General features: G+C 70.4%; 20 protein-coding genes. 19 read left to right on the top strand and 1 reads right to left on the bottom strand.

Translation table 11 applies throughout. From position 1 onward, the window contains the following. The first annotated feature begins 100 nt into the window (after positions 1-100). The 4 genes from nusA (at position 101) to rbfA (ending at position 4,980) form a co-directional block, all read left to right on the top strand. Complete coding sequence (nusA, locus tag ACQ3HE_RS13615) at positions 101-1,102, top strand: transcription termination factor NusA (RefSeq protein ID WP_079707160.1); 1,002 nt, start codon at positions 101-103, stop codon at positions 1,100-1,102. A 5-nt stretch (positions 1,103-1,107) separates the two neighbouring features. Continuing rightward, positions 1,108-1,377, top strand: coding sequence for a YlxR family protein (locus ACQ3HE_RS13610; protein ID WP_430893154.1), 270 nt, complete (start codon positions 1,108-1,110; stop codon positions 1,375-1,377). Positions 1,378-1,664: 287 nt separating this feature from the next. Further along, positions 1,665-4,424 carry a translation initiation factor IF-2 gene (gene infB / locus ACQ3HE_RS13605; protein ID WP_430893153.1) on the top strand — a complete coding sequence of 920 codons (2,760 nt, stop codon included), beginning with the start codon at positions 1,665-1,667 and terminating at the stop codon, positions 4,422-4,424. A gap of 118 nt (positions 4,425-4,542) precedes the next feature. Next, positions 4,543-4,980, top strand: coding sequence for a 30S ribosome-binding factor RbfA (rbfA, locus tag ACQ3HE_RS13600; protein ID WP_079707157.1), 438 nt, complete (start codon positions 4,543-4,545; stop codon positions 4,978-4,980). Between the two features lie 153 nt (positions 4,981-5,133). Here rbfA and ACQ3HE_RS13595 read toward each other — a convergent pair whose 3' ends face one another. Then, positions 5,134-6,018 carry an HhH-GPD family protein gene (locus ACQ3HE_RS13595; protein ID WP_430893152.1) on the bottom strand — a complete coding sequence of 295 codons (885 nt, stop codon included), beginning with the start codon at positions 6,016-6,018 and terminating at the stop codon, positions 5,134-5,136. 38 nt (positions 6,019-6,056) lie between these two features. Between ACQ3HE_RS13595 and ACQ3HE_RS13590 the strand changes: the two genes are divergently transcribed. The 15 genes from ACQ3HE_RS13590 (at position 6,057) to ACQ3HE_RS13520 (ending at position 21,345) form a co-directional block, all read left to right on the top strand. Then, positions 6,057-6,731 (top strand): nucleoside/nucleotide kinase family protein, encoded by a 675-nt coding sequence (locus tag ACQ3HE_RS13590; protein ID WP_430893151.1) that lies wholly within the window; start codon positions 6,057-6,059, stop codon positions 6,729-6,731. Between the two features lie 64 nt (positions 6,732-6,795). After that, positions 6,796-7,731 (top strand): tRNA pseudouridine(55) synthase TruB, encoded by a 936-nt coding sequence (gene truB / locus ACQ3HE_RS13585; RefSeq protein ID WP_430893150.1) that lies wholly within the window; start codon positions 6,796-6,798, stop codon positions 7,729-7,731. Continuing rightward, the gene (locus ACQ3HE_RS13580) at positions 7,728-8,096 is read left to right on the top strand and encodes a hypothetical protein (RefSeq protein WP_064294504.1); all 369 of its coding nucleotides are present in this window, start codon (positions 7,728-7,730) and stop codon (positions 8,094-8,096) included. The genes truB and ACQ3HE_RS13580 overlap by 4 nt, the downstream gene beginning before the upstream one ends. 102 nt (positions 8,097-8,198) lie before the next feature. Further along, a complete protein-coding gene (locus tag ACQ3HE_RS13575; protein WP_124769560.1) occupies positions 8,199-8,618 on the top strand; it encodes a hypothetical protein in 420 nt (139 codons plus the stop codon). Continuing rightward, positions 8,615-9,547 carry a bifunctional riboflavin kinase/FAD synthetase gene (locus ACQ3HE_RS13570; protein ID WP_079707151.1) on the top strand — a complete coding sequence of 311 codons (933 nt, stop codon included), beginning with the start codon at positions 8,615-8,617 and terminating at the stop codon, positions 9,545-9,547. The genes ACQ3HE_RS13575 and ACQ3HE_RS13570 overlap by 4 nt, the downstream gene beginning before the upstream one ends. Beyond that, complete coding sequence (locus tag ACQ3HE_RS13565; RefSeq protein ID WP_430893149.1) at positions 9,547-10,776, top strand: MFS transporter; 1,230 nt, start codon at positions 9,547-9,549, stop codon at positions 10,774-10,776. Before ACQ3HE_RS13570 ends, ACQ3HE_RS13565 begins: the two co-directional genes overlap by 1 nt. 146 nt (positions 10,777-10,922) lie before the next feature. Beyond that, on the top strand, positions 10,923-11,924 hold the full coding sequence (locus tag ACQ3HE_RS13560) for a sugar-binding transcriptional regulator (protein ID WP_083397443.1): 1,002 nt from the start codon (positions 10,923-10,925) through the stop codon (positions 11,922-11,924). Continuing rightward, positions 11,921-12,943: a deoxyribose-phosphate aldolase gene (deoC, locus tag ACQ3HE_RS13555; protein ID WP_079707146.1), complete on the top strand. Its 1,023-nt coding sequence runs from the start codon at positions 11,921-11,923 to the stop codon at positions 12,941-12,943. The genes ACQ3HE_RS13560 and deoC overlap by 4 nt, the downstream gene beginning before the upstream one ends. A 6-nt stretch (positions 12,944-12,949) precedes the next feature. Then, on the top strand, positions 12,950-14,446 hold the full coding sequence (locus tag ACQ3HE_RS13550; protein WP_430893148.1) for an aldehyde dehydrogenase family protein: 1,497 nt from the start codon (positions 12,950-12,952) through the stop codon (positions 14,444-14,446). After that, positions 14,443-15,303, top strand: a complete 861-nt coding sequence (locus tag ACQ3HE_RS13545) for an aldehyde dehydrogenase family protein (protein ID WP_430893147.1) — start codon at positions 14,443-14,445, stop codon at positions 15,301-15,303. The genes ACQ3HE_RS13550 and ACQ3HE_RS13545 overlap by 4 nt, the downstream gene beginning before the upstream one ends. Before the next feature lie 90 nt (positions 15,304-15,393). Next, a complete protein-coding gene (locus tag ACQ3HE_RS13540; RefSeq protein WP_124769555.1) occupies positions 15,394-16,992 on the top strand; it encodes an SDR family oxidoreductase in 1,599 nt (532 codons plus the stop codon). Positions 16,993-17,001: 9 nt separating this feature from the next. Next, complete coding sequence (locus tag ACQ3HE_RS13535) at positions 17,002-18,000, top strand: malate dehydrogenase (RefSeq protein ID WP_430893146.1); 999 nt, start codon at positions 17,002-17,004, stop codon at positions 17,998-18,000. 79 nt (positions 18,001-18,079) lie between these two features. Next, positions 18,080-18,673, top strand: a complete 594-nt coding sequence (locus tag ACQ3HE_RS13530) for a DUF4232 domain-containing protein (RefSeq protein WP_430893145.1) — start codon at positions 18,080-18,082, stop codon at positions 18,671-18,673. A gap of 153 nt (positions 18,674-18,826) precedes the next feature. Next, entirely contained in the window at positions 18,827-19,051 is a 225-nt protein-coding gene (locus ACQ3HE_RS13525) for a heavy-metal-associated domain-containing protein (protein WP_430893144.1), read from the top strand. Beyond that, positions 19,051-21,345: a heavy metal translocating P-type ATPase gene (locus tag ACQ3HE_RS13520; RefSeq protein WP_430893143.1), complete on the top strand. Its 2,295-nt coding sequence runs from the start codon at positions 19,051-19,053 to the stop codon at positions 21,343-21,345. Before ACQ3HE_RS13525 ends, ACQ3HE_RS13520 begins: the two co-directional genes overlap by 1 nt. Positions 21,346-21,388: the final 43 nt, after the last annotated feature.

Below are 21,388 nucleotides of genomic sequence, written 5' to 3'. Positions count from 1 at the left end.
GTACCGTAGACAGACGGGTTCGGCAGCACGGCAGCAGCATGCCCGTCGTGCCGCTGCACGTCTTGCCGCGGCACCACCAGTTGAATAGAGGAGGCCATCGATGGACATCGATCTCGGTTTGTTGAAGTCGATCGAACGCGAGAAGGAGATCCCGTTCGAGGAGCTCGTCGTGATCATCGAGCAGGCCATCCTGAGTGCGTACCTGAAGAGCACCGAGGGTACCGACACCACCGCGCGCGGCGACGTCCCGGCGGCCCGGGTCCAGCTCGACCGCAAGACCGGCCACGTCGGGGTGTTCGTGCCCGAGTTCGACGACGAGGGTGTCCTGATCGGTGAGGCCGAGAGCACGCCGGACGACTTCGGCCGCATCGCCGCCTTCGCCGCGAAGCAGGTCATCTTCCAGCGGCTCCGCGACATCCAGGACGACGCCGTCCTCGGTGAGTTCAAGGGTCGCGAGGGCGACATCATCGCGGGCGTCATCCAGCAGGGCCCGAATCCGCGCATGATCCACGTCGACCTCGGCACCATCGAGGCGATCCTTCCGCCCGAGGAGCAGGTGGCCGGTGAGGAGTATCCGCACGGTGCGCGCATCCGCGTGTACGTGACGAGCGTGACGAAGGGCCTCAAGGGTCCGCAGATCACCGTCTCGCGCACCCACCCCGGACTCGTACGGAAGCTGTTCGCCTTGGAGGTCCCGGAGATCGCATCCGGCATCGTCGAGATCGTCTCGCTTGCTCGCGAGGCCGGACACCGGACCAAGATCGCGGTGAAGGCGAACGACCCGAGCATCAACGCCAAGGGCGCCTGCATCGGTGAGCTCGGGCGTCGTGTCCGCGCGGTCACCGACGAGCTGGGTGCCGAGAAGATCGACATCGTCGACTACTCGCCCGACCTGCCGACGTTCGTCGCGAACGCGCTCTCGCCGGCCAAGGTCACGAGCTCGTACGTCATCGACCAGTCACTGAAGGCCGTCCGGGCGCTCGTGCCGGACTACCAGCTGTCGCTCGCGATCGGCAAGGAGGGGCAGAACGCCCGTCTCGCCGCCAAGCTCACCGGCGCCAAGATCGACATCCAGCCGGACTCGATCCTCGAGTCGGACTGAGCCGGATGGAACCGGTGCGGACCTGCGTCGGCTGTCGCCGTCGCGAGCCGCGCTCGGCACTGCTGCGCGTCGTCGCGGTCGAGGGGGCGCTCGTCCCCGACGCCGCGGCGCGCCTGCCGGGTCGCGGATCCTGGGTGCACCCGACGTCGGCGTGCGTCGACCAGGCGGTGCAGCGTCGGGCGTTCACGAGGGCGCTCAGACTGACCACGGGACCCGACGCGTCGGCGGTCCGGGCCTTCGTGTCGGCGGAACCGGCCGCGCCGACGGCTGAATGACGTCGTCGGGCTGGAACGACCCGCTCACGATCCGGTGGTGAGCCCGCACCCAGGGTCGGGGTGTACGATGGTGAGTGCACGCGAGAGCGCTCCGGCGCACACCGTGCTTCCCACCGCAGGTATCAGGCCCGGATCCCGGGCCTCCATCCTGCTGCCGCCCCACCCGGGTGCGGCATTCCGAGAGAACAGGCTGAACGGCTAATGGACAACTCATGAGCGGCTCGAAATGAGCACCGTCCACCACTAACGCTTGCCCCTGCCTGGGTGCAAGCTCAGACAGGAGAATTGTGGCTGCAAAACCACGTGTACACGAGATCGCATCCGAACTCGGAGTAGACAGCAAGATCGCCATGGCGAAGCTCAAGGAATTGGGCGAGTTCGTCAAGGGACCGTCTTCCAGTATCGAACCACCGGTGGCCCGCAAGCTGCGCGCGGCCCTCGAGGCCGAGGGCGCGAAGGCGTCAGCCGCCCCCGCCGCCCCGGCGAAGCGACCGGCCACGCCCGGCGCTCCGACCCCGGGTCCCGCCGCTCCCAAGGCTCCGGCCCCCGCGGCACCCGCCCCCAAGGCCGAGGCGCCCGCTGCGCCTGCGCCGAAGCAGGCCGCCCCAGGCCCGAAGGCTCCGGCCGCCCCCGCCCCTGCGGCGGAGGCACCCGCAGCTGCTGCTCCGGCGGCACCCGCGGCTCCGGCCGCCGGCGACTCGCCCTCCGGCGACGCCGCGAAGCCGGGCGGCCCCCGTCCCGGTGCTCCGCGTCCGGGGAACAACCCGTTCGCGTCCTCGCAGGGCATGGGCCAGCGCCCGACCGGCACGCCGCGTCCGGGGAACAACCCGTTCGCAGCGGCTCAGGGCATGGGTCAGCGTCCGAACCCCAGCAACATCCCGCGTCCGCAGGCTCCGCGCCCCGGCTCGCCCCGTCCGGGCGTCGGTCAGGGTCAGCGTCCCGGTGGCCCCGGTCGTCCGGGTGGCGCAGGTCGTCCCGCCGGTGGCGGCGGCTTCCGTCCCGGTGGCGCCGGTGGCGGTTTCCGTCCCGGTGGTGCCCCCGGTGGTGCACCCGCCGGTGGATTCGCGGGTCGCCCCGGTGGCGGCGGCGGTCGTGGTCGCGGACCCGGCGGTGGTACCGCAGGTGCCTTCGGTCGCGGTGGCGGCAAGAGCAAGGCACGGAAGTCGAAGCGGACGAAGAGGGCCGAGTTCGAGCTGCGGGAAGCCCCGTCGCTCGGCGGCGTGAGCGTCCCCCGCGGCGACGGCAACACCATCATCCGTCTGCGTCGTGGCGCGTCCATCTCGGACTTCGCCGACAAGATCGACGCCAGCCCCGGCAACCTCGTCACCGTGCTGTTCCACCTCGGTGAGATGGCGACGGCGACGGAGTCGCTCGACGAGGCGACCTTCGACGTGCTCGGTTCCGAGCTCGGCTACAAGATCCAGATGGTCTCGCCCGAGGACGAGGACCGGGAGCTCCTCGAGGGCTTCGACATCGACCTCGACCAGGAGCTGGAGGACGAGTCCGACGAGGACCTCGCCATCCGTCCTCCCGTGGTCACCGTCATGGGTCACGTCGACCACGGTAAGACGCGCCTCCTCGACGCCATCCGCAACGCGAACGTCGTCGCCGGCGAGGCCGGTGGCATCACGCAGCACATCGGTGCGTACCAGGTCGTCGCGGAGCACGAGGGCATCGAGCGTCCGATCACCTTCATCGACACCCCGGGTCACGAGGCGTTCACCGCCATGCGTGCTCGTGGTGCGCAGGTCACCGACATTGCGATCCTCGTGGTCGCGGCCGACGACGGCATCATGCCGCAGACGGTGGAGGCCTTGAACCACGCGCAGGCGGCCAACGTGCCGATCGTCGTCGCGGTCAACAAGGTGGACAAGCCCGACGCCAACCCGGCCAAGGTGCGCCAGCAGCTGACCGAATACGGCCTCGTCGCCGAGGAGTACGGCGGAGACGTCATGTTCGTCGACGTCTCGGCTCGTGCCGGCACCGGCATCAAGGACCTCCTCGACGCCGTGCTGCTCACCGCGGACGCCGGTCTCGACCTGCGCGCCAACCCGAACAAGGATGCACGCGGTGTGGCCATCGAGGCCAAGCTCGACAAAGGCCGCGGTTCCGTCGCGACCGTCCTCATCCAGTCGGGTACGCTCCGCGTCGGTGACGCGATCGTCGCCGGTACGGCCTACGGCCGCGTCCGTGCGATGGTCGACGAGAACGGCGACACCGTCGCCGAGGCGGGTCCCTCGCGTCCCGTCCAGGTGCAGGGCCTCTCGAGTGTTCCTCGGGCCGGCGACACCTTCCTCGTCACCGAGGAGGACCGCACCGCGCGTCAGATCGCCGAGAAGCGTGAAGCCGCGGAGCGCAACGCCGCTCTGGCCAAGGCTCGCAAGCGCATCTCGCTCGAGGACTTCACCCGTGCACTCGAAGAGGGCAAGGTCGAGTCGCTCAACCTCATCATCAAGGGTGACGTCTCCGGTGCCGTCGAGGCACTCGAGGAGTCGCTGCTCAAGATCGACGTCGACGACAGCGTGCAGCTGCGGATCATCCACCGCGGTGTCGGTGCGGTCACCGAGTCCGACGTCAACCTCGCCACGATCGACAACGCGATCATCATCGGGTTCAACGTGCGCCCCGACCCGAAGGCCCGCGAGCGTGCGGCCCGTGAGGGTGTGGACGTCCGGTTCTACTCGGTCATCTACAACGCACTCGAGGACGTCGAGCAGAGCCTCACCGGCATGCTCAAGCCCGAGTACGAAGAGGTCCAGTCCGGTGTCGCCGAGATCCGCGAGGTGTTCCGTTCCTCCAAGTTCGGCAACATCGCGGGTGTCATCGTCCGCTCGGGCACGATCACGAGGAACGCCAAGGCGCGGGTCATCCGCGACGGCGTCGTGGTCGGCGACAGCCTGGCGATCGAATCGCTGCGTCGGTTCAAGGACGACGTCACCGAGGTGCGTACGGACTTCGAGGCCGGTATCGGTCTCGGCAAGTTCAACGACATCCAGATCGGCGACGAGATCGAGACGATCGAAATGAAGGAGAAGCCGCGCGGCTAGTCCGCTCGGCCGGTCCCCGTCGTCCTCCTCCGGGAGGGCGGCGGGGATTCCTGCTTGTATTGTGTGTGCAGCATCCGTCGGACGGCCCTCCGCCCGACGGTCATCAGAGGAGGACGAGATGGCAGAGAACCCCAGGGCCCGCAAGTTGGCGGACCGCATCAAGGAAGTCATCGCCAAACGGCTCGACAAGGGCATCCGCGACCCGCGGCTCGGCTTCGTGACGATCACCGACGTACAGGTGACCGGCGACCTCCAGCACGCGAACGTGTTCTACACGGTGTACGGCTCCGACGAGGAACGCGCCGACACCTCGGCCGCGCTCGAGTCCGCCAAGGGCCTGCTGCGTGCCGAGATCGGCCGCAACATCAACACCCGGCTGACCCCGAGCCTCGACTTCTTCCTGGACGCGATCCCGGAGAACGCGCAGCACATCGAAGACCTGCTGCGCGAGGCGAAGAACCGCGACACCGAGGTGGCCGGGCTTGCCGCCGGTGCCGCCTACGCCGGCGACGAGGACCCCTACGTCAAGCCTCGCGACGTGGACGCCGAGGACTAGACACCTCGCACCAGCCCTTCGACAGGCTCAGGGACCGGGATTCCTTCATCCAGTCTCTGAGCCTGTCGACGTGCGCCCTTCGACAAGCTCAGGGACCAGGTGGGGCTCAGGGACCGGGTGGGGCTCAGGGACCGGGTGGGGCTGAGGGACCGGTCAGTCGTGGGGGAGCGTGTACCCGCCGTCGACGCGCACCGCGAGACGGTCGGCGACCAGTCCGGCGAGTGCGCGGTCGAACTGCTCGCCGTCGGGCCAGAGCGCCCGGAGCTCCTCGTCCGTCAGTGAGCGGTGGGTCGAGCGGAGCTCGGCCATGATGATGCCCCGGACCTGTCGGTCGCTGCCCGCGAACTGCTTCTGCTTCGTCTTGACCGGTCCGTCGTAGGCCGGGTATCCCGCCGCGCGCCACGCGCACACCTCGCGGAGCGGACACTCCTCGCACCGCGGTGCTCGAGCCGTGCAGACCACCGCGCCGATCTCCATCAGCCCGGCGTTGAAGACGGCTGCCTCCGAGCGGGACTCCGGCAGGAGCGCCTCCATGGCGGGGAGGTCCGCCTTGGCGTTCGGTGGGCCGGGCTCGCCTTGGCCGCGGACGGCTCGGGCGATGACCCGTCGGGTGTTCGTGTCCACTACCGGGTGCCGGTCCCCGTAGGCGAAGACGGCGACGGCGCGAGCGGTGTAGTCGCCGATGCCGGTGAGTGCCAGGAGCTGATCCACGTCCGACGGGACGATGCCGTCGTGCCGTTCGGCGATCTGGGTGGCCGCCGCATGGAGCCAGAGCGCTCGGCGCGGATAGCCGAGTCGGCCCCAGGCGCGGACGGCTTCGGCCGGTGGTTCGGCCGCCAGGTCGGCGGGCGTCGGCCAGCGCCCGAGCCACTCCTCGAGCCGCGGGATCACCCGGCTGACCTGCGTCTGCTGGAGCATGAACTCCGACACGAGCGTGCCCCAGGCGGGGAACCCCGGGCGTCGCCACGGGAGGTCGCGCGCGTTGGTGCGGAACCATCCCGTCACGAGCGGGGCGAGGTCGGAGGGTTCGGGCGGCACCGCACCAGCCTACGATCCGCGCGGGTAGGCTCGGCGCCATGAAGCTCGTCACGACACCACGGATCGAGTTGCTCCGGCAGCTGCGAGACCAGTTCCAGCGGGACTACCCACGAGGCCGCACCCTCATCGCGGTGGACGGCGTCAGCGGCTCCGGCACGGCGGCGTTCGCCGACGGACTGGCCGAGGTGTTCGACGAGGCCGGACGCGCGGTGTTCCGTGCCTCGATCGACGACTTCCACCGTCCTCGCGAGGAACGGTACGCGCGGGGGCGGGACTCGGCCGAGGGCTACTGGCTCGACTCGTTCGACTATTCGATGTTCCGCCGGGTGCTCGTCGAACCCTTCCGCCTGGCGGGCAGCGCCGGCTTCCAACTCGTCGGGTTCGACGAGCAGCGCGACGTCGGCGCTCCCTTGCGTTGGACGACCGGCCCGCAGGACGCCGTCCTCATCGTCGACGGCGTCTTCCTGAACCGTCCCGAGCTCCGCGGCCTCTGGCATGCGTCGGTCTGGCTCGACGTCCCGATGGCGACGGCCTACGAGCGGCTGCACGAGCGCCTCGGCGTCGACGGCGACCCGACGGCGCCGTCCAACGCGCGCTACGTGGGCGGGCAGGCGCTCTACCGCAAGGACGACGACCCGACCGCGCGGGCGACCGCCCTCGTGGACAACACGGACGAGCGGCACCCACGGCGGATCTTCGCCGACTTCTGCTGAGCGCCGCCGCCCAGGGGTGCTCCGGCCGCCCGGCGGTGCCGACCGCCGCTGGTACCGTTGCAAGGTGGTCGAGAACAGCACAGCAGCACCCGGGTCGGCGTCCGCCCGTCCCGGTATCCTCCTCATCGACAAACCGCAGGGGCACACCTCCCACGACGCGGTCGCCCGGGTGCGACGGCTCGCCGGCACGCGCAAGGTGGGGCATGCGGGAACGCTCGATCCCATGGCCACCGGGCTGCTCGTGTTGGGCACGCGCTCGTCGACCCGACTGCTGACGTTCATCGTCGGTCTCGACAAGGAGTACACGGCGACCATCCGCCTCGGCGAGGCGACCTCCACCGACGACGCCGAAGGTGAGGTCACCGAGCGCGCCGACCAGGCCGCGGTGGCAGCGGTGGACGACGATGCGATCATCGCCGCGATCCGTCCGCTGACGGGCGACATCGAGCAGGTGCCGAGCACGGTGAGCGCCATCAAGGTGGGCGGGAAGCGCGCCTACGCCCTGGCCCGCGAGGGGATCGAGGTTGAGCTGAAGTCCCGTGCGGTCACCGTCAGTGCGTTCGACGTGCTGGCCGTCCGTCGGGATGGTGCGGCCGTCGACGTCGACGTCCGGGTCGTCTGCTCGTCCGGCACCTACATCCGCGCCCTCGCCCGCGACCTGGGGGCATCCCTCGGCGTCGGCGGCCATCTCACCGCGCTTCGCCGGACCCGCATCGGACCCTTCGACGTCGCGGACGCGTCGACGATCGACGACCTCGACGTGGAGACGGCACTGTTGCACCCGGCTGACGTCGCGAAGCGCCTGTTCGGTGCCCTCGAGCTCACGGAGCAGGAGGCGGTCGACCTCGGCCATGGGAAGCGGCTCGACCGCGACCTGCCGGCCGGCCACACCGGTCCGATCGCAGCCGTCGCGCCGGACGGCCGACTGGTGGGGCTCGTGGAGCGCCGTGGCGGCTCGCTCAAGTCGGTCGTGAACTTCCCGGCGGAGGAACCGGCATGATCGAGTGGTTCACCCTCGCCCAGATCGCGGTCGCGGTCGTGGCCGGGCTCCTGTGCATCGTGCTCGGGTTCGCCGGGCGCGCGCCGAACGACCTGACGATGGGGGCGACGGCACTCGTCGAGGTCCTCCTCATCGCGCAGCTGGTGGTGGCGATCGCCGCGCCCGCGTTCGGGAACACCGCCACGGGGAGTGTGCCCGAGTTCTACACCTACCTTGTCTCCGCGATGATCCTGCCGATCGCCGGCGGGTTCTGGGCGCTCGTCGAGCGCACCCGATGGTCGACGGTCGTCCTCGGCGTCGTCTGTCTCGCGATCGCGGTGATGCTCTACCGCATGGAGCAGATCTGGACCGTCCAGCTCGGCTGACCGTCGGCGCACCGACGGCGGTGGAGGACGACGGCACCGCAGCTCGCGTGACCGTCGCGAAGTGCCTGGGCGAGGGCCTGCGTCGCATAGAATCGTCGGGTCATGCCTCTCCCCACCACCGCTCCAGCCCGTCCACGCGTCCGTGGTGTCGGGGTCGTGCTCGTCGCCGTCTACGGCATCCTGGCGCTCGCCGCCACCGGCCGGTCCGTGGTGCAGATCACGACCAAGTTCGACGAGGCACCCCTGGCCTATCTGCTCTCGGCCGTCGCCGCGGTGGTGTACATCCTGGCGACCGTCTCGCTCGTCGCTCCAGGCGCCGTCTGGCGGCGGATCGCCTGGGCCACGATCTCCTTCGAGCTCGCCGGGGTCCTGATCGTCGGCCTGCTGAGCCTGCTCGATCCCGAGCTGTTCCCCCACGACACGGTCTGGTCCGGCTTCGGCCGCGGTTATGTCTACATCCCGCTCGTCCTCCCGGTCCTCGGACTGTGGTGGTTGGCCGGACATCGGCGTACCGACAAATGATCACGTTCACCGAGCTCGACCAGGTCCCCGACGCGTTCGGACCGTCGGCCGTCACCATCGGCAAGTTCGACGGCGTCCACACGGGTCACCGCGCGGTCGTCGCCGCGCTCCTCGAGGAGGCCGCGGCAGCCGGTCTCAGCTCCGTCGCCGTCACCTTCGACCGCAACCCGCTGAGTCTCATCAACCCCGACCGCTGCCCGGCGTCGCTCGTGAGCAACGAGCAGAAGCTCGGTCTCCTGGCGGACGCCGGGGTCGACGCGGCCCTGCTGCTGCGCTTCGACCAGACACTGGCCCAGCTCACGCCGGAGGAGTTCGTCACCTCGATCCTCGTCGGAGCATTGCACGCCAGGACGGTGCTCGTCGGCGAAGACTTCCGTTTCGGCCATCGCGGCCTCGGAACAGTCGCCACGCTCGAGTCGTTCGGTGAGGTCTACGGCTTCTCCGTGCGCGTCGTCGACGACGTCCGTCCCGGCGGCGGGCGTCGGGTGTCGTCCACCTGGATCCGCGAACTCCTCGAGGAGGGTGACGTCCGCGAGGCGTCGCGACTCCTCGGTCGTCCGCCCGGCGTGCGGGGCGTCGTCGTCCACGGTGCCAAGCGCGGCCGGGAACTCGGCTTCCCGACCGCCAACCTGTCTCCCGATTCGCAGGGTCTGATCCCCGCGGACGGCGTGTACGCGGGTTGGTTGTTCTGGCGAGGACGTCGGTATCCGGCGGCGATCTCGGTCGGGAACAACCCGACCTTCGACGGCGTCCCGCAGAAGCAGGTCGAGGCCTACGTCCTCGACGAGACCGATCTCGACCTCTACGACGACGAGGTCGAGGTGCAGTTCGTCGAGCGCATCCGCGGCATGGTCGCGTTCACCGGGATCGAGCCGCTCATCGTGCAGATGACCGACGACGTCGAACGCGCGCGTCGGATGCTGTCCTAGTGGGTCCGCGGCCCCTGTGGCGGGGGAGGGCCCTCGCGCTCGTCGGTATCGTGCTGGTCGCGGCGAACCTCCGCACGGCCGTCACCTCGCTGTCGCCGATCTTCGCCGAGATCGACGGCGACATCGGCGTGGGGTCGGTCGGGCTGGGGCTCCTCGGGATGCTGCCGCCACTGTGCTTCGCCCTGTTCGGCGTCTTCACCCCGCGACTCGTGCGTCGGCTGCACCTCGAGCCGGTACTGCTCATCGCGCTCGGGTCGATCGTGGCCGGGCACCTCATGCGCTCGCTCGCCCCCGACTTCGCCGTCCTCGCGATCGGGAGTGCGCTCTGCTTCGCCGGGATCGGCATCGGCAACGTCGTGCTCCCGCCGCTGGTCAAGAAGTACTTCCCCGACCGCGTCGGCCTCGTCACCTCCCTCTATGCGACGGTCCTGTCGGTCAGCACGTTCATCCCGCCGCTGATCGCCGTACCGGTCGCCGATGCCGCGGGTTGGCAGGTGTCGCTCGGGGTGTGGTCCATCGTCGCCATGCTCGCCGTGCTGCCCTGGATCACGCTCATCGTCCGGGAGCGTCGGGATGCCCGGGCCGCCGCCGCGACGGATCCCGAGATCGAGGAGGTGCCCCGCGCCGGGCGTGTCCTCGTCCACCGATCGCCGATCGCGTGGGCCATCGCGGCGGTGTTCGCCACCTCCTCGCTGAACGCCTATGCGATGTTCACCTGGCTTCCCACCATCGTCGGTGACGTCGCCGGCGTCACCCCGGCCCAGGGCGGCCTGCTGCTCTCGCTCTTCTCCGCGATGGGTGTCCCGGCGAGCCTGGTCGTCCCGATGCTCGTCGCGAGGCTGCGGAACGTCGCCGTCCTCGTCTACGTGGCGAGCGCGTGCTTCGTGTTCGGCTATCTCGGGCTGCTCCTGTGGCCGGCGACGCTCACGTGGCTGTGGGTGCTGCTGGCCGGGCTCGGCCCGCTGCTGTTCCCGCTCGCCCTCGTGCTCATCAACCTGCGGACGGCGACCCACGAGGGCGCGGTCGCCCTGAGCGGCTTCGTGCAGAGCGTCGGCTACACCCTCGGCGCACTCGGCCCCCTGGTCGTGAGCCTGCTGCACGCCGTGACCGGATCGTGGACCGTCCCGTTGCTGCTCCTGCTGGCCACGGGCGCGCTGTGCGCGATCGCCGGCCGCATCACCGGCCGACCGACGACGATCGAGGCGGACCTCGCAGCACGCGGTCGCTGACCGGTCTGTTTCAGACCTCCGGACGGATCCACAGTGGCGATGCGCATCCGCGCAGCGGGCGCTGCTCATCTGAGCATGAGCACCAACAGGCGTTGTCCGGGTGGTGGTGGCGACCTAGGCTGGAGACGATCCGGAGGAGGCCCGAGGTGATCGAAAGCGACGAGCTGCTCGCGGTGCGCGCCGCGGAGCTCTACTACGACGAGACGAAGACCCAGGACGAGATCGGCGCGCTGCTCGGCATCACGCGGTGGAAGGTCGGTCGGCTCCTCGCCCAAGCCCGGGAACTCGGCTACATCCGCATCGAGATCGTGCACCCGCGCGCACGCCGCCTCCCGCTCGAACGGGCGCTCCGCGAGCGCTTCGGACTCGCGGACGCGGTCGTCGTGCCGAGCCCGAGCGACAGTGCCGACCTCCACGAACGCGTCGCTCGCGCGGCGGCCGACTACCTCGGCGCCATGCGACCGGTGCCGCGGACGCTCGGCGTGAGCTGGGGGAGGACGCTGCGCGACATCGCCGACCACCTGTCCGACGGCTGGGCGACGGGGCTCTCCGTCGTGCAGATCAACGGCGGCGTGAGCCTCAACCAGCGCGTCGGCACCGCGGCCGCCACGGCTGCACGGATCGCCGAGAAGGGCCGTGGCGACGTCACCCTGCTCCCGAGCCCGGCGATCTTCGAACGCCTGGAGACGAAGCTGAGCATCGAGTCGGACCGCACGGTCGCGGAGGTGCTCCGCACGGCCGCAGCGGCCGACACCTACCTGTACGGTGCGGGCGTGGCCGGGCCGGACTCCGCCCTCGTCCACAGCGGATACCTCACGGCCGCGGACGTCGACGTCCTGGTCGCACGCGGTGCCGTCGGGGACGTCGTCGGGCGCTACATCGACGCCGAGGGCATGATCGTCGACCCCACACTCGACGAGCGCACGGTCGGGCTCGGACTCGAAGCGCTCCGGCGTGCCGGTCGCAGCATCGCGGTCATCGCCGGAGCCCAGAAGCACGCCGTCGCGAGAGCCGTCGTCAGCAGCGGCCTCTGCACCGTGCTCGTCACCGACGAGGCGACCGCGACGGCACTGCTCGCCGACCACGAACCATCATCCGCCAAGCAGCACACCCCGGAGCAGGAACTGCTCGGAAGGAACGCACCATGACCACTCCACCAGGCGACCTCGTGGCGAAGCCGACGGCGCTCGAACTCGTCGACGGCCCCGTCACCGACGCCAGCCTCAGACGCTACCTCGACGGCCTCGCGGGCGTCGACGCCGTCGGGCTCGAACAGCGCGCAGCGGACCTCGGTACTCGCTCGATCAAGACGACGTCGAAGGCCTGGGCCCTCGACCGCATCATCGAACTCATCGACCTCACCACCCTCGAGGGCGCCGACACCCCCGGCAAGGTGCGCTCCCTCGTGGCCAAGGCCATCACCCCGGACGCCGGCGATCCGTCCACCCCGCGCGTCGCCGCGGTCTGCGTCTACGGCGACATGGTGCCGTACGCCGTCGAGGCGCTCGGCGCGGCGCACACGCAGCCGGGTGCGGCACACGACGCCGGCGGGATCAACGTCGCGGCGGTCGCGACGGCCTTCCCGAGCGGACGCGCCTCCCTCGCGGTCAAGCTGGCCGACACGGCCGATGCCGTCGACGCCGGAGCGGACGAGATCGACATGGTCATCGACCGGGGTGCGTTCCTCTCCGGCCGGTACGGCCAGGTCTTCGACGAGATCGTCGCGGTCAAGGAGGCCTGCCGTCGAAGCGACGGCACCTCGGCGCACCTTAAGGTCATCCTCGAGACCGGCGAGCTGAACACCTACGACAACGTGAAGCGCGCCTCCTGGCTCGCCATCCTCGCGGGCGGCGACTTCATCAAGACGTCCACCGGCAAGGTCGCGCCCGCCGCGACCCTCCCGGTGACCCTCCTCATGCTCGAGGTCGTCCGGGACTGGCACCGCCTCACCGGTGAGCAGATCGGTGTGAAGCCCGCCGGCGGCATCCGTTCCTCGAAGGACGCGATCAAGTACCTCGTGACCGTCGCCGAGACGGTCGGCGAGGAGTGGCTCCAGCCGCACCTGTTCCGCTTCGGTGCCTCGAGCCTCCTCAACGACGTGCTCCTGCAGCGTCAGAAACTCGCCACCGGCCACTACTCCGGCCCCGACTACGTCACCATCGACTAGGACATCATGAGCTTCCTCGAATACGCACCAGCCCCGGAGTCGACCTCCGTCCTCCACCTCCGTTCCGAATACGGCCTCTTCATCGACGGCGAGTTCACCGAGGGCACGGGTGGCTCCTTCCAGACGATCTCGCCGAGCACCGAGCAGTCGATCGCGACGATCTCCGCGGCGAGTGACGCCGACGTCGATCGCGCCGTCACCGCCGCGCGGCGTGCCTACGACCGCGTGTGGTCGAAGCTGTCGGGCGCCGACCGCGGCAAGTACCTCTTCCGGATCGCGCGCCTCGTCCAGGAGCGCGCCCGCGAGCTCGCCGTGGCGGAGAGCCTCGACAACGGCAAGCCGATCAAGGAGTCCCGCGACGTCGACGTCCCGCTCGTCGCCGCCTGGTTCTTCTACTACGCCGGTTGGGCCGACAAGCTCGACTACGCGGGCCTCGGGGCGAACCCGCGCGCCCTCGGCGTGGCCGGGCAGGTCATCCCGTGGAACTTCCCGCTCCTCATGCTCGCGTGGAAGGTCGCACCGGCGCTCGCCGCCGGCAATACGGTCGTCATCAAGCCGGCCGAGACCACGCCGCTTACGGCGCTCATCTTCGCCGAGATCCTCCAGCAGGCCGAGCTGCCGGCCGGTGTCGTGAACATCGTCACCGGTGCCGGAGCGACCGGCGCGGCGATCGTGCGCCACCCCGACGTCAACAAGGTCGCCTTCACCGGGTCGACCGCCGTCGGGCGCGAGATCGCGAAGACCATCGCCGGCAGCGACAAGCGCCTGACGCTCGAGCTCGGTGGCAAGGCCGCGAACATCGTGTTCGACGACGCACCGATCGACCAGGCCATCGAAGGCATCGTCAACGGCATCTTCTTCAACCAGGGTCACGTCTGCTGCGCCGGATCCCGGCTCCTCGTCCAGGAGAGCATCCACGACGAGGTCGTCGACCGCTTGAAGAGCCGTCTGCAGACGCTGCGCGTCGGCGACCCGCTCGACAAGAACACGGATGTCGGCGCGATCAACTCGGCCGAGCAGTTGGCCCGCATCCGCGAGCTCTCGGACATCGGCGAGCTCGAAGGCGCCGAACGGTGGAGCCCGGACTGCGAGCTGCCCGAGAACGGGTTCTGGTTCGCGCCGACGATCTTCACGAACGTGTCCACCAGTCACCGGATCGCCCGCGAGGAGATCTTCGGGCCGGTCCTCTCGGTCATGTCCTTCCGGACGCCCGCGGAGGCCATCGCGAAGGCGAACAACACCCCGTACGGATTGTCGGCCGGGATCTGGAGCGACAAGGGCAGCCGGATCCTCGCGGTCGCGGACAAGCTCCGCGCCGGCGTCATCTGGGCGAACACCTTCAACCGGTTCGATCCAGCCAGCCCGTTCGGCGGGTACCAGGAGTCGGGGTACGGCCGCGAGGGTGGTCGCCACGGGCTCGGTGCCTACCTCGCGCCGGCCGGTTCCGCAGTGTCCGCCCCCACCGCAGCTCCCAAGGCTGCCAAGAAGGGAGCCCAGCGATGAGCCGGCTCACCATCCCGAAGACCTACAAGCTCGCCATCGGCGGCAAGTTCCCACGCAGCGAATCCGGAAGGACGTACGAGGTGACGAACGCCAAGGGGGAGTTCCTCGCGAACGCATCGCTCGCCTCGCGGAAGGACGCCCGCGACGCAGTGGTCGCCGCACGATCGGCGCTGGCCGGCTGGTCGGGTGCCACCGCCTACAACCGCGGGCAGGTGCTGTACCGTATCGCCGAGCTGCTCGAGGGTCGGCGGGCGCAGTTCATCGAGGAGATCGTCCAGGCTGAAGGCGTCTCGCAGGCGAAGGCCGCAGCACAGGTCGACGAGGCCATCGACCTCTGGGTCTGGTACGCGGGCTGGGCGGACAAGTACGTCCAGGTGGTCGGGGGAGCGAACCCCGTCTCGGGTCCGTACTTCAACCTCTCGGTTCCGGAGCCGACTGGCGTCGTCGCGCTCATCGCGCCGCAGGACTCGTCGCTCCTCGGATTCGTGAGCGTCGTCGCTCCAGCGCTGGTCGCGGGGAACACGATCGTCGTGATCGCGAGTGAGCGCCTGCCGCTCTCGTCGATCAGCCTCGCCGAGGTGCTCGCCACGAGTGACGTCCCCGGCGGTGTCGTGAACGTGCTGACCGGATCGCCGGCTGAGATGGCTCCGTGGCTCGCATCGCGTGCCGACGTCAACGCGATCGACCTCGCCGGCGCCGGCGAGCTCGACTGGATCGAGCTCGAGGTCCTCGCGGCCGAGACGCTCAAGCGGGTGGTCCGCCCGAACGGTTTCCGGGGCTCGGTCCCCGCGAGTCTCGACCGGATCACCGCGTTCACCGAGGTGAAGACCGTCTGGCACACGAAGGCGCTCCTGTAGCGACTCGTGGCACCCGCGTGGTGCTTGCACAGCGGCGCCCGGCTGTACAGCCGGGCGCCGCTGTCGTCGACGGGTCGTAACGTTGCACCCATGACCGAATCATCGACTCCGAAGCGCGTGCTCGTCACGGGTGCCACCGGCTACATCGGCGGGCGGCTCGTGCCGCGGCTGCTGGAGGCCGGATACACGGTCCGGGTGCTCGTGCGATCGCCGCAGAAGCTCACCGACGTGCCCTGGCGCGATCAGGTGGAGGTCGTCGAGGGTGATCTCGGAGACGCGGCTCAGGTCGCATCGGCCTGCGTGGATGTCGACGTCGTCTACTACCTCGTGCACTCCATGGGTGGCAAGGGCGACTTCGAGCAGACGGAGCTCGACGCCGCGGAGCACGTGGCCGCCGGCGCTGCCGCGGCAGGGGTGTCGCGCATCGTCTACCTCGGTGGCCTGCACCCCGAGGGCGTCGAGCTGTCGAAGCACCTGCGGTCCCGCACCGAGGTCGGGCGGATCCTGCTCGCCTCGGGCGTTCCGACGATCGTCCTGCAGGCCGGCGTGGTCATCGGTTCGGGATCGACCTCCTTCGAGATGATCCGCCATCTGACGGACATCCTGCCGTACATGCCGGCGCCGCGCTGGGTCCGGAACTTCATCCAGCCGATCGCGGTCCGTGACGTCCTGCACTACCTGCTGGCGAGCGCCGAGGTCGACCGCGACGTGAACCGGGCCTTCGACATCGGCGGCCCCGACGTCCTCCGGTACGGACAGATGATGAACGGCTATGCGGTCGAGGCCGGCCTCCCGCAGCGCCCGATCGCGCCGCTCCCGGTCCTCACCCCGTGGTTGGCCTCGCAGTGGGTGAACCTCGTGACCCCGATCCCGCGCCGGCTCGCGTCGCCGATCATCGAGTCGCTGCTCGTCGACTGCGTCATGGGCGACCACGACATCGACGCGGTCATCCCGCCGCCGGAGGGCGGTCTGACGGGGTACCGACGCGCGGTGCGCCTCGCGCTGCAGCGCATGCGCGACGGTGAGGTCGAGACCTCCTGGCGGAACGCGACCGTGGACGGCGCGCCGAGCGACCCGCTGCCGAGCGACCCCGACTGGGCCGGACACACCGTCTACATCGATCTCAAGGAACGGAAGACCTCCGCGGGCGCCGACCGGCTCTTCTCGGTGATCGAGTCCATCGGCGGCGAGAACGGGTGGTACTCCTTCCCGTTGGCGTGGGCGATCCGTGGCTGGATGGACAAGCTCGTCGGTGGTGTCGGGTTGCGACGTGGTCGCGACGATCCGCAGCACCTGAGCGTCGGGGACGCCCTCGACTTCTGGCGCGTGGAGTACCTCGAACGTGGTCGGATGCTTCGCCTGCGCGCCGAGATGCGCGTGCCCGGTCTCGCGTGGCTGGAGATGAGCGCGACCCCGGTCGGGGACGGCTCGGTCTACCGGCAGCGCGCCGTCTTCTTCCCGAAGGGGCTCGGCGGACGCCTCTACTGGTTCGCGATCCTGCCGTTCCACGGGATCATCTTCAACGGGATGGCGAACCGCATCACGGAGGCGGCCGTCGCGCTGCCGTCCGAGTCCTCGGCCCAACGGAAGAGCCGGGTGGGGCCGGTGTCCCCGGAGGAGCACGAGGCGGTCGACTCCGCCGAGGCGGACCTGCAGGCCTCACGACCCACCCCGGAGGCCGCGGAGTAGCGTGGGCGTATGAGCGAACCCACCGTCGTCACCGTCACCGGAGCCGGAGGCCAGATCGGCTACTCCCTGCTCTTCCGCATCGCGTCAGGTCAGCTGCTGGGGCCGGACCGGCCCGTCGTCCTGCGCCTGCTCGAGATCCCGCAGGGTCTCGGAGCGGCCGAGGGGACGGCCTTGGAACTGCAGGACTGCGCGTTCCCGCTCCTGGCCGGGGTGGAGGCGACGACCGAGATGTCGCGCGCCTTCGACGGGGTGGACGTCGCCCTGCTCGTCGGTGCCCGTCCACGTGGTCCGGGCATGGAACGAGCCGACCTCCTCGCGGCCAACGGCGGGATCTTCGCACCGCAGGGCGCGGCGATCGGAGCCGGTGCGGCCGACGACGTGCGCGTCCTGGTGGTCGGCAACCCGGCCAACACGAACGCACTCATCGCGCAGTCGGCCGCCGCCGGGGTGCCGGCCGAACGGTTCACCGCCCTGACCCGACTCGACCACAACCGCGCCGTCGCGCAGTTGGCCGCCAAGACCGGCGCAGCCGTGTCCGAGATCGACGGCGTCGTGATCTGGGGCAATCACTCGGCGACCCAGGTGCCGGACCTCTCCCACGCGACGGTCGGTGGTCGTCCGGCCCTCGAACTCGTCGACGAGGAGTGGATCGCCGACGAGTTCATCCCACGGGTGGCGAAGCGCGGTGCGGAGATCATCGCGGTCCGGGGCTCGTCGTCCGCCGCCTCGGCCGCTGCCGCCGCCATCGATCACGTGCATGACTGGGTGAACGGCACGGCGACCCCGGGCCGGCCGGAGCGCTGGACGTCCGTGGCGCTCCCCTCGGAGGGCTGGTACGGCGTGCCGGAGGGGCTCGTGAGTTCGTTCCCGGCCCGCTCGGTCGACGGACGCTGGGAGGTCGTCGAGGGGCTCGACATCGCGCCCGTCTGGCAGCGGCGTATCGACGCCTCCGTGGCGGAACTCGAGGAGGAGCGTGCTGCGGTGGGTGAGCTCGGTCTCCTCGGCTGAACGCCGCGGAGGGTCTCCGGACGTCGACAGGGGACGTCGCTCCCTGGCGTCGGACTCGCCCGGTCGCTAGCGTGAGCGCATGCGCCGATCCCTCCTCACCATCACACCGCTCGCCGTCGTCCTGCTCCTGGCAGGTTGCGCGGGGTCTCCCGCTCCGTCCCCCTCGGCGATCGCGACGTCGGCGGCTCCATCACCGACGAGCAGCCCGACGTCGACGGCTGCGGTCGATCCGAACGCGCCGGCGGGCCAGTGCGCGGACAGCGTCCTCCAGGTCACCGTCTCGGGGGCCGATGCAGGTGCGGGCAGCATCTCCTCCAACGTCGTGTTCACGAACACCGGTCAGGAATCGTGTGTCCTCCGCGGGGCTCCGGGGGTCTCGGTCGTCGGAGACGGCGACGGCACCCAGTTGGGCGCCGCAGCGGTCCAGCAGGAGGACGCGGCGCCGACCGATGTGACGCTTCCAGCGGGAGGTTCGGCGTCGGCGACCCTCACCTCGGTCAACATCGGATCCGACGGCGGGCCGCTCGACGACTGCGAGGCGGTGACCGGCGACGGCTATCGGGTCTACCCGCCGCACTCGTTCACGGCGGTCTTCGTGGCCTCGTCAGCCGTCCCGGCCTGCTCGAATACGGCGGTCGCCTGGATGACGATCGGCCCGGTGCGGGCCGACTGAGCTCGTCCGCGCTCGGCGCCGGGATGCACGCGGTCGAGCGACGGCCGTCCCGGTGTCGATGCCTCATCAGTTCGCCGTCATGTCGCGCCGGATCGGTTGCAACAGGTACCCCCTGGGGGTATAGTGAAGGCTCCGATCCACTGAGGAGGACGCATGTCCGAAACCACCGCAACCATCACCTACCGGGTCGACGGCATGACCTGCGCGCACTGCGTGTCCGCCGTCACGACCGAGCTCTCCGCGCTCTCCGGCGTCGACGGGGTCGCCGTGGATCTCGACGCGGGGACGGTCACGGTCTCGGGCGCCTCGTCGGCCGACGAGGCGGCCATCGGTGCCGGCGTCCAGGAGGCCGGCTACACCCTCGTGGGTCGTCGCTGATGAGCGCGCCACTCATCCAGCTCGACCTCGACATCGAGGGCATGACCTGCGCGAGCTGCGTGGCACGCGTCGAGAAGCGGCTGACCGCGCTCGACGGTGTCGAGGCGCAGGTCAACCTCGCGACCGAACGGGCGACGGTGACCGCGCCCTCCACCGTCACCGCGGACGAGCTGGTCGCAGCCGTCGCGAAGGCCGGCTACACGGCGACGGTGCGTCCGTCCGCTGACGAACGCGCCGCGGCGAACCTGGAGCAGGCTCCGACGTCGGGAACGACGTCCGACCCGACGGCGACCGTGACGACGCTCCGCACCCGCCTCGTCGTCAGTGCGGTGCTGGCGTTGCCCGTCGTGCTGCTCGCGATGATCCCCGCCTGGCAGTTCGACCACTGGCAGTGGCTCTCGCTGACCCTCGCGACGCCGGTCGTCTTCTGGGGTGGGTACCCGTTCCACCGGGCGACGTTCGCGACGCTGCGGCACGGCTCGGTGACGATGGACACCCTCATCACGCTCGGGACGGGGGCCGCGTACCTGTGGTCCGTCTGGGCGCTCTTCTTCGGCATGGCCGGGATGACGGGCATGCGGCACGAGTTCACCTTCTTCGCACCCGACGCCGACCCGTCGAGCGCGCTGTACCTCGAGGTGGCCGCCGGCGTGACCGTCTTCCTGCTCGCCGGCCGTCTCATCGAGCAGCGCTCGAAGCGTGCGGCAGGCGAGGCACTCCGCGACCTCATGACGCTGGGTGCCTCCGAGGTCTCCGTGCTCCGGGACCGCGCGCCGGACCCCACCGACCTCATGGCGCCCACCCGCACCGAGGAACGGATCCCGATCGAGCAGCTGCTCGTCGGAGACCACTTCCTCGTGCGTCCCGGCGAGTCCGTCGCCACCGACGGAATCGTCGTCGAGGGGGCGGCGAGTGTCGACGAGAGTCTCGTGACGGGGGAGTCCGTCCCGGTCGAGCTCACGGCAGGCTCGCGGGTCATCGGTGGCACGATCGCACGCGGCGGCAGTCTCGTCGTGCGGGCGACGGCCGTCGGCGCCGAGACGCAGCTGGCGCGCATGGCTCAGGCGGTCGAGGCGGCGCAGCTCGGGAAGAGCCGGGTCCAACGGCTCGCCGACCGCGTCTCGAGCGTGTTCGTCCCGGTCGTCCTGGTGATAGCCCTCGGCACCGCCATCGTGTGGGCGCTCACCGGCTCGACCATGGAGGCGGCGTTCACCGCCGCGGTCGCCGTCCTCATCATCGCCTGCCCGTGTGCGCTGGGGCTCGCGACACCGGTGGCCCTCCTCGTCGGGACGGGGCGTGGCGCGCAGCTCGGCATCCTCATCGCCGGTCCGGAGGCGCTCGAGCGGGCGAGCGGCATCGACCGCATCGTGCTCGACAAGACGGGGACCGTCACGTCCGGGCGGATGAGTGTCACGGAGGTCTGGGCGTCCGGTGCGACGGATGAGGTGCTCGCCCTCGGCGCGGCGCTCGAAGCGGCCTCCGAGCACCCCATCGCCGAGGCGATCGTCGCCGAAGCGACCCGCCGCGATGCAACTCGTCCGGTGGTCTCGGACTTCGCGAGCCTCGAGGGGCTCGGCGTCACCGGCACGATCACCGGAGGAACCGTGTTGGCCGGACGTCCCGCCTTCGCGGAGGACCAGGGCTTCCGCATCGGACCGGACGCGGCGAGCGCCCTGGCTGCAGCCGCGGAGCGTGCGAGCACCGTGGTGGTCGTCGCCTGGGACGGCGAGGTCCGCGGCGTCGTCGAGGTCGCCGACACCGTGAAGCCGGAGGCCCGCGCCGCCATCGGACGCGCCGTGTCCCTGGGGATGACACCGGTGCTCCTCACCGGCGACAACGCGGCCGTCGCAGCGCGGGTCGCGGGGGAGATCGGGATCACCGAGGTGATCGCGGACGCGAGCCCCTCCGACAAGGTCGCCGCCGTCGAACGGCTCCAGGCGGCCGGTCACCGCGTCGCGATGATCGGCGACGGGGTGAACGACGCCGCGGCGATCGCCACGGCCGATCTCGGCATCGCCATGGGGACGGGTACGGATGCGGCCAAGGGCGCAGCCGACCTCAGCATCGTCTCCGGTTCCCTCGCCACGGCGATCGACGCCGTCCGGCTCTCCCGGCGGACGCTCGGGATCATCCGCGGCAACCTGTTCTGGGCGTTCGCCTACAACGTGGCGGCGATCCCGCTCGCTGCGCTCGGCCTCCTCAACCCGATGATCGCGGGTGCGGCGATGGCGTTCTCCAGCGTGTTCGTCGTGCTCAACAGCCTGCGCCTCCGCCGGTTCCGTCCGGCCGCCTGAGGTTACCCGTCGACCGGCGGGCTGCGGCGGATACACTGTCCGC

Origin of the sequence: Plantibacter auratus (assembly GCF_050587365.1) — a bacterium.
Classification (GTDB): domain Bacteria; phylum Actinomycetota; class Actinomycetes; order Actinomycetales; family Microbacteriaceae; genus Plantibacter; species Plantibacter auratus.
Note: the sequence above shows the minus strand (reverse complement) of the source record. Positions and strands in the feature narration are given on the sequence as shown.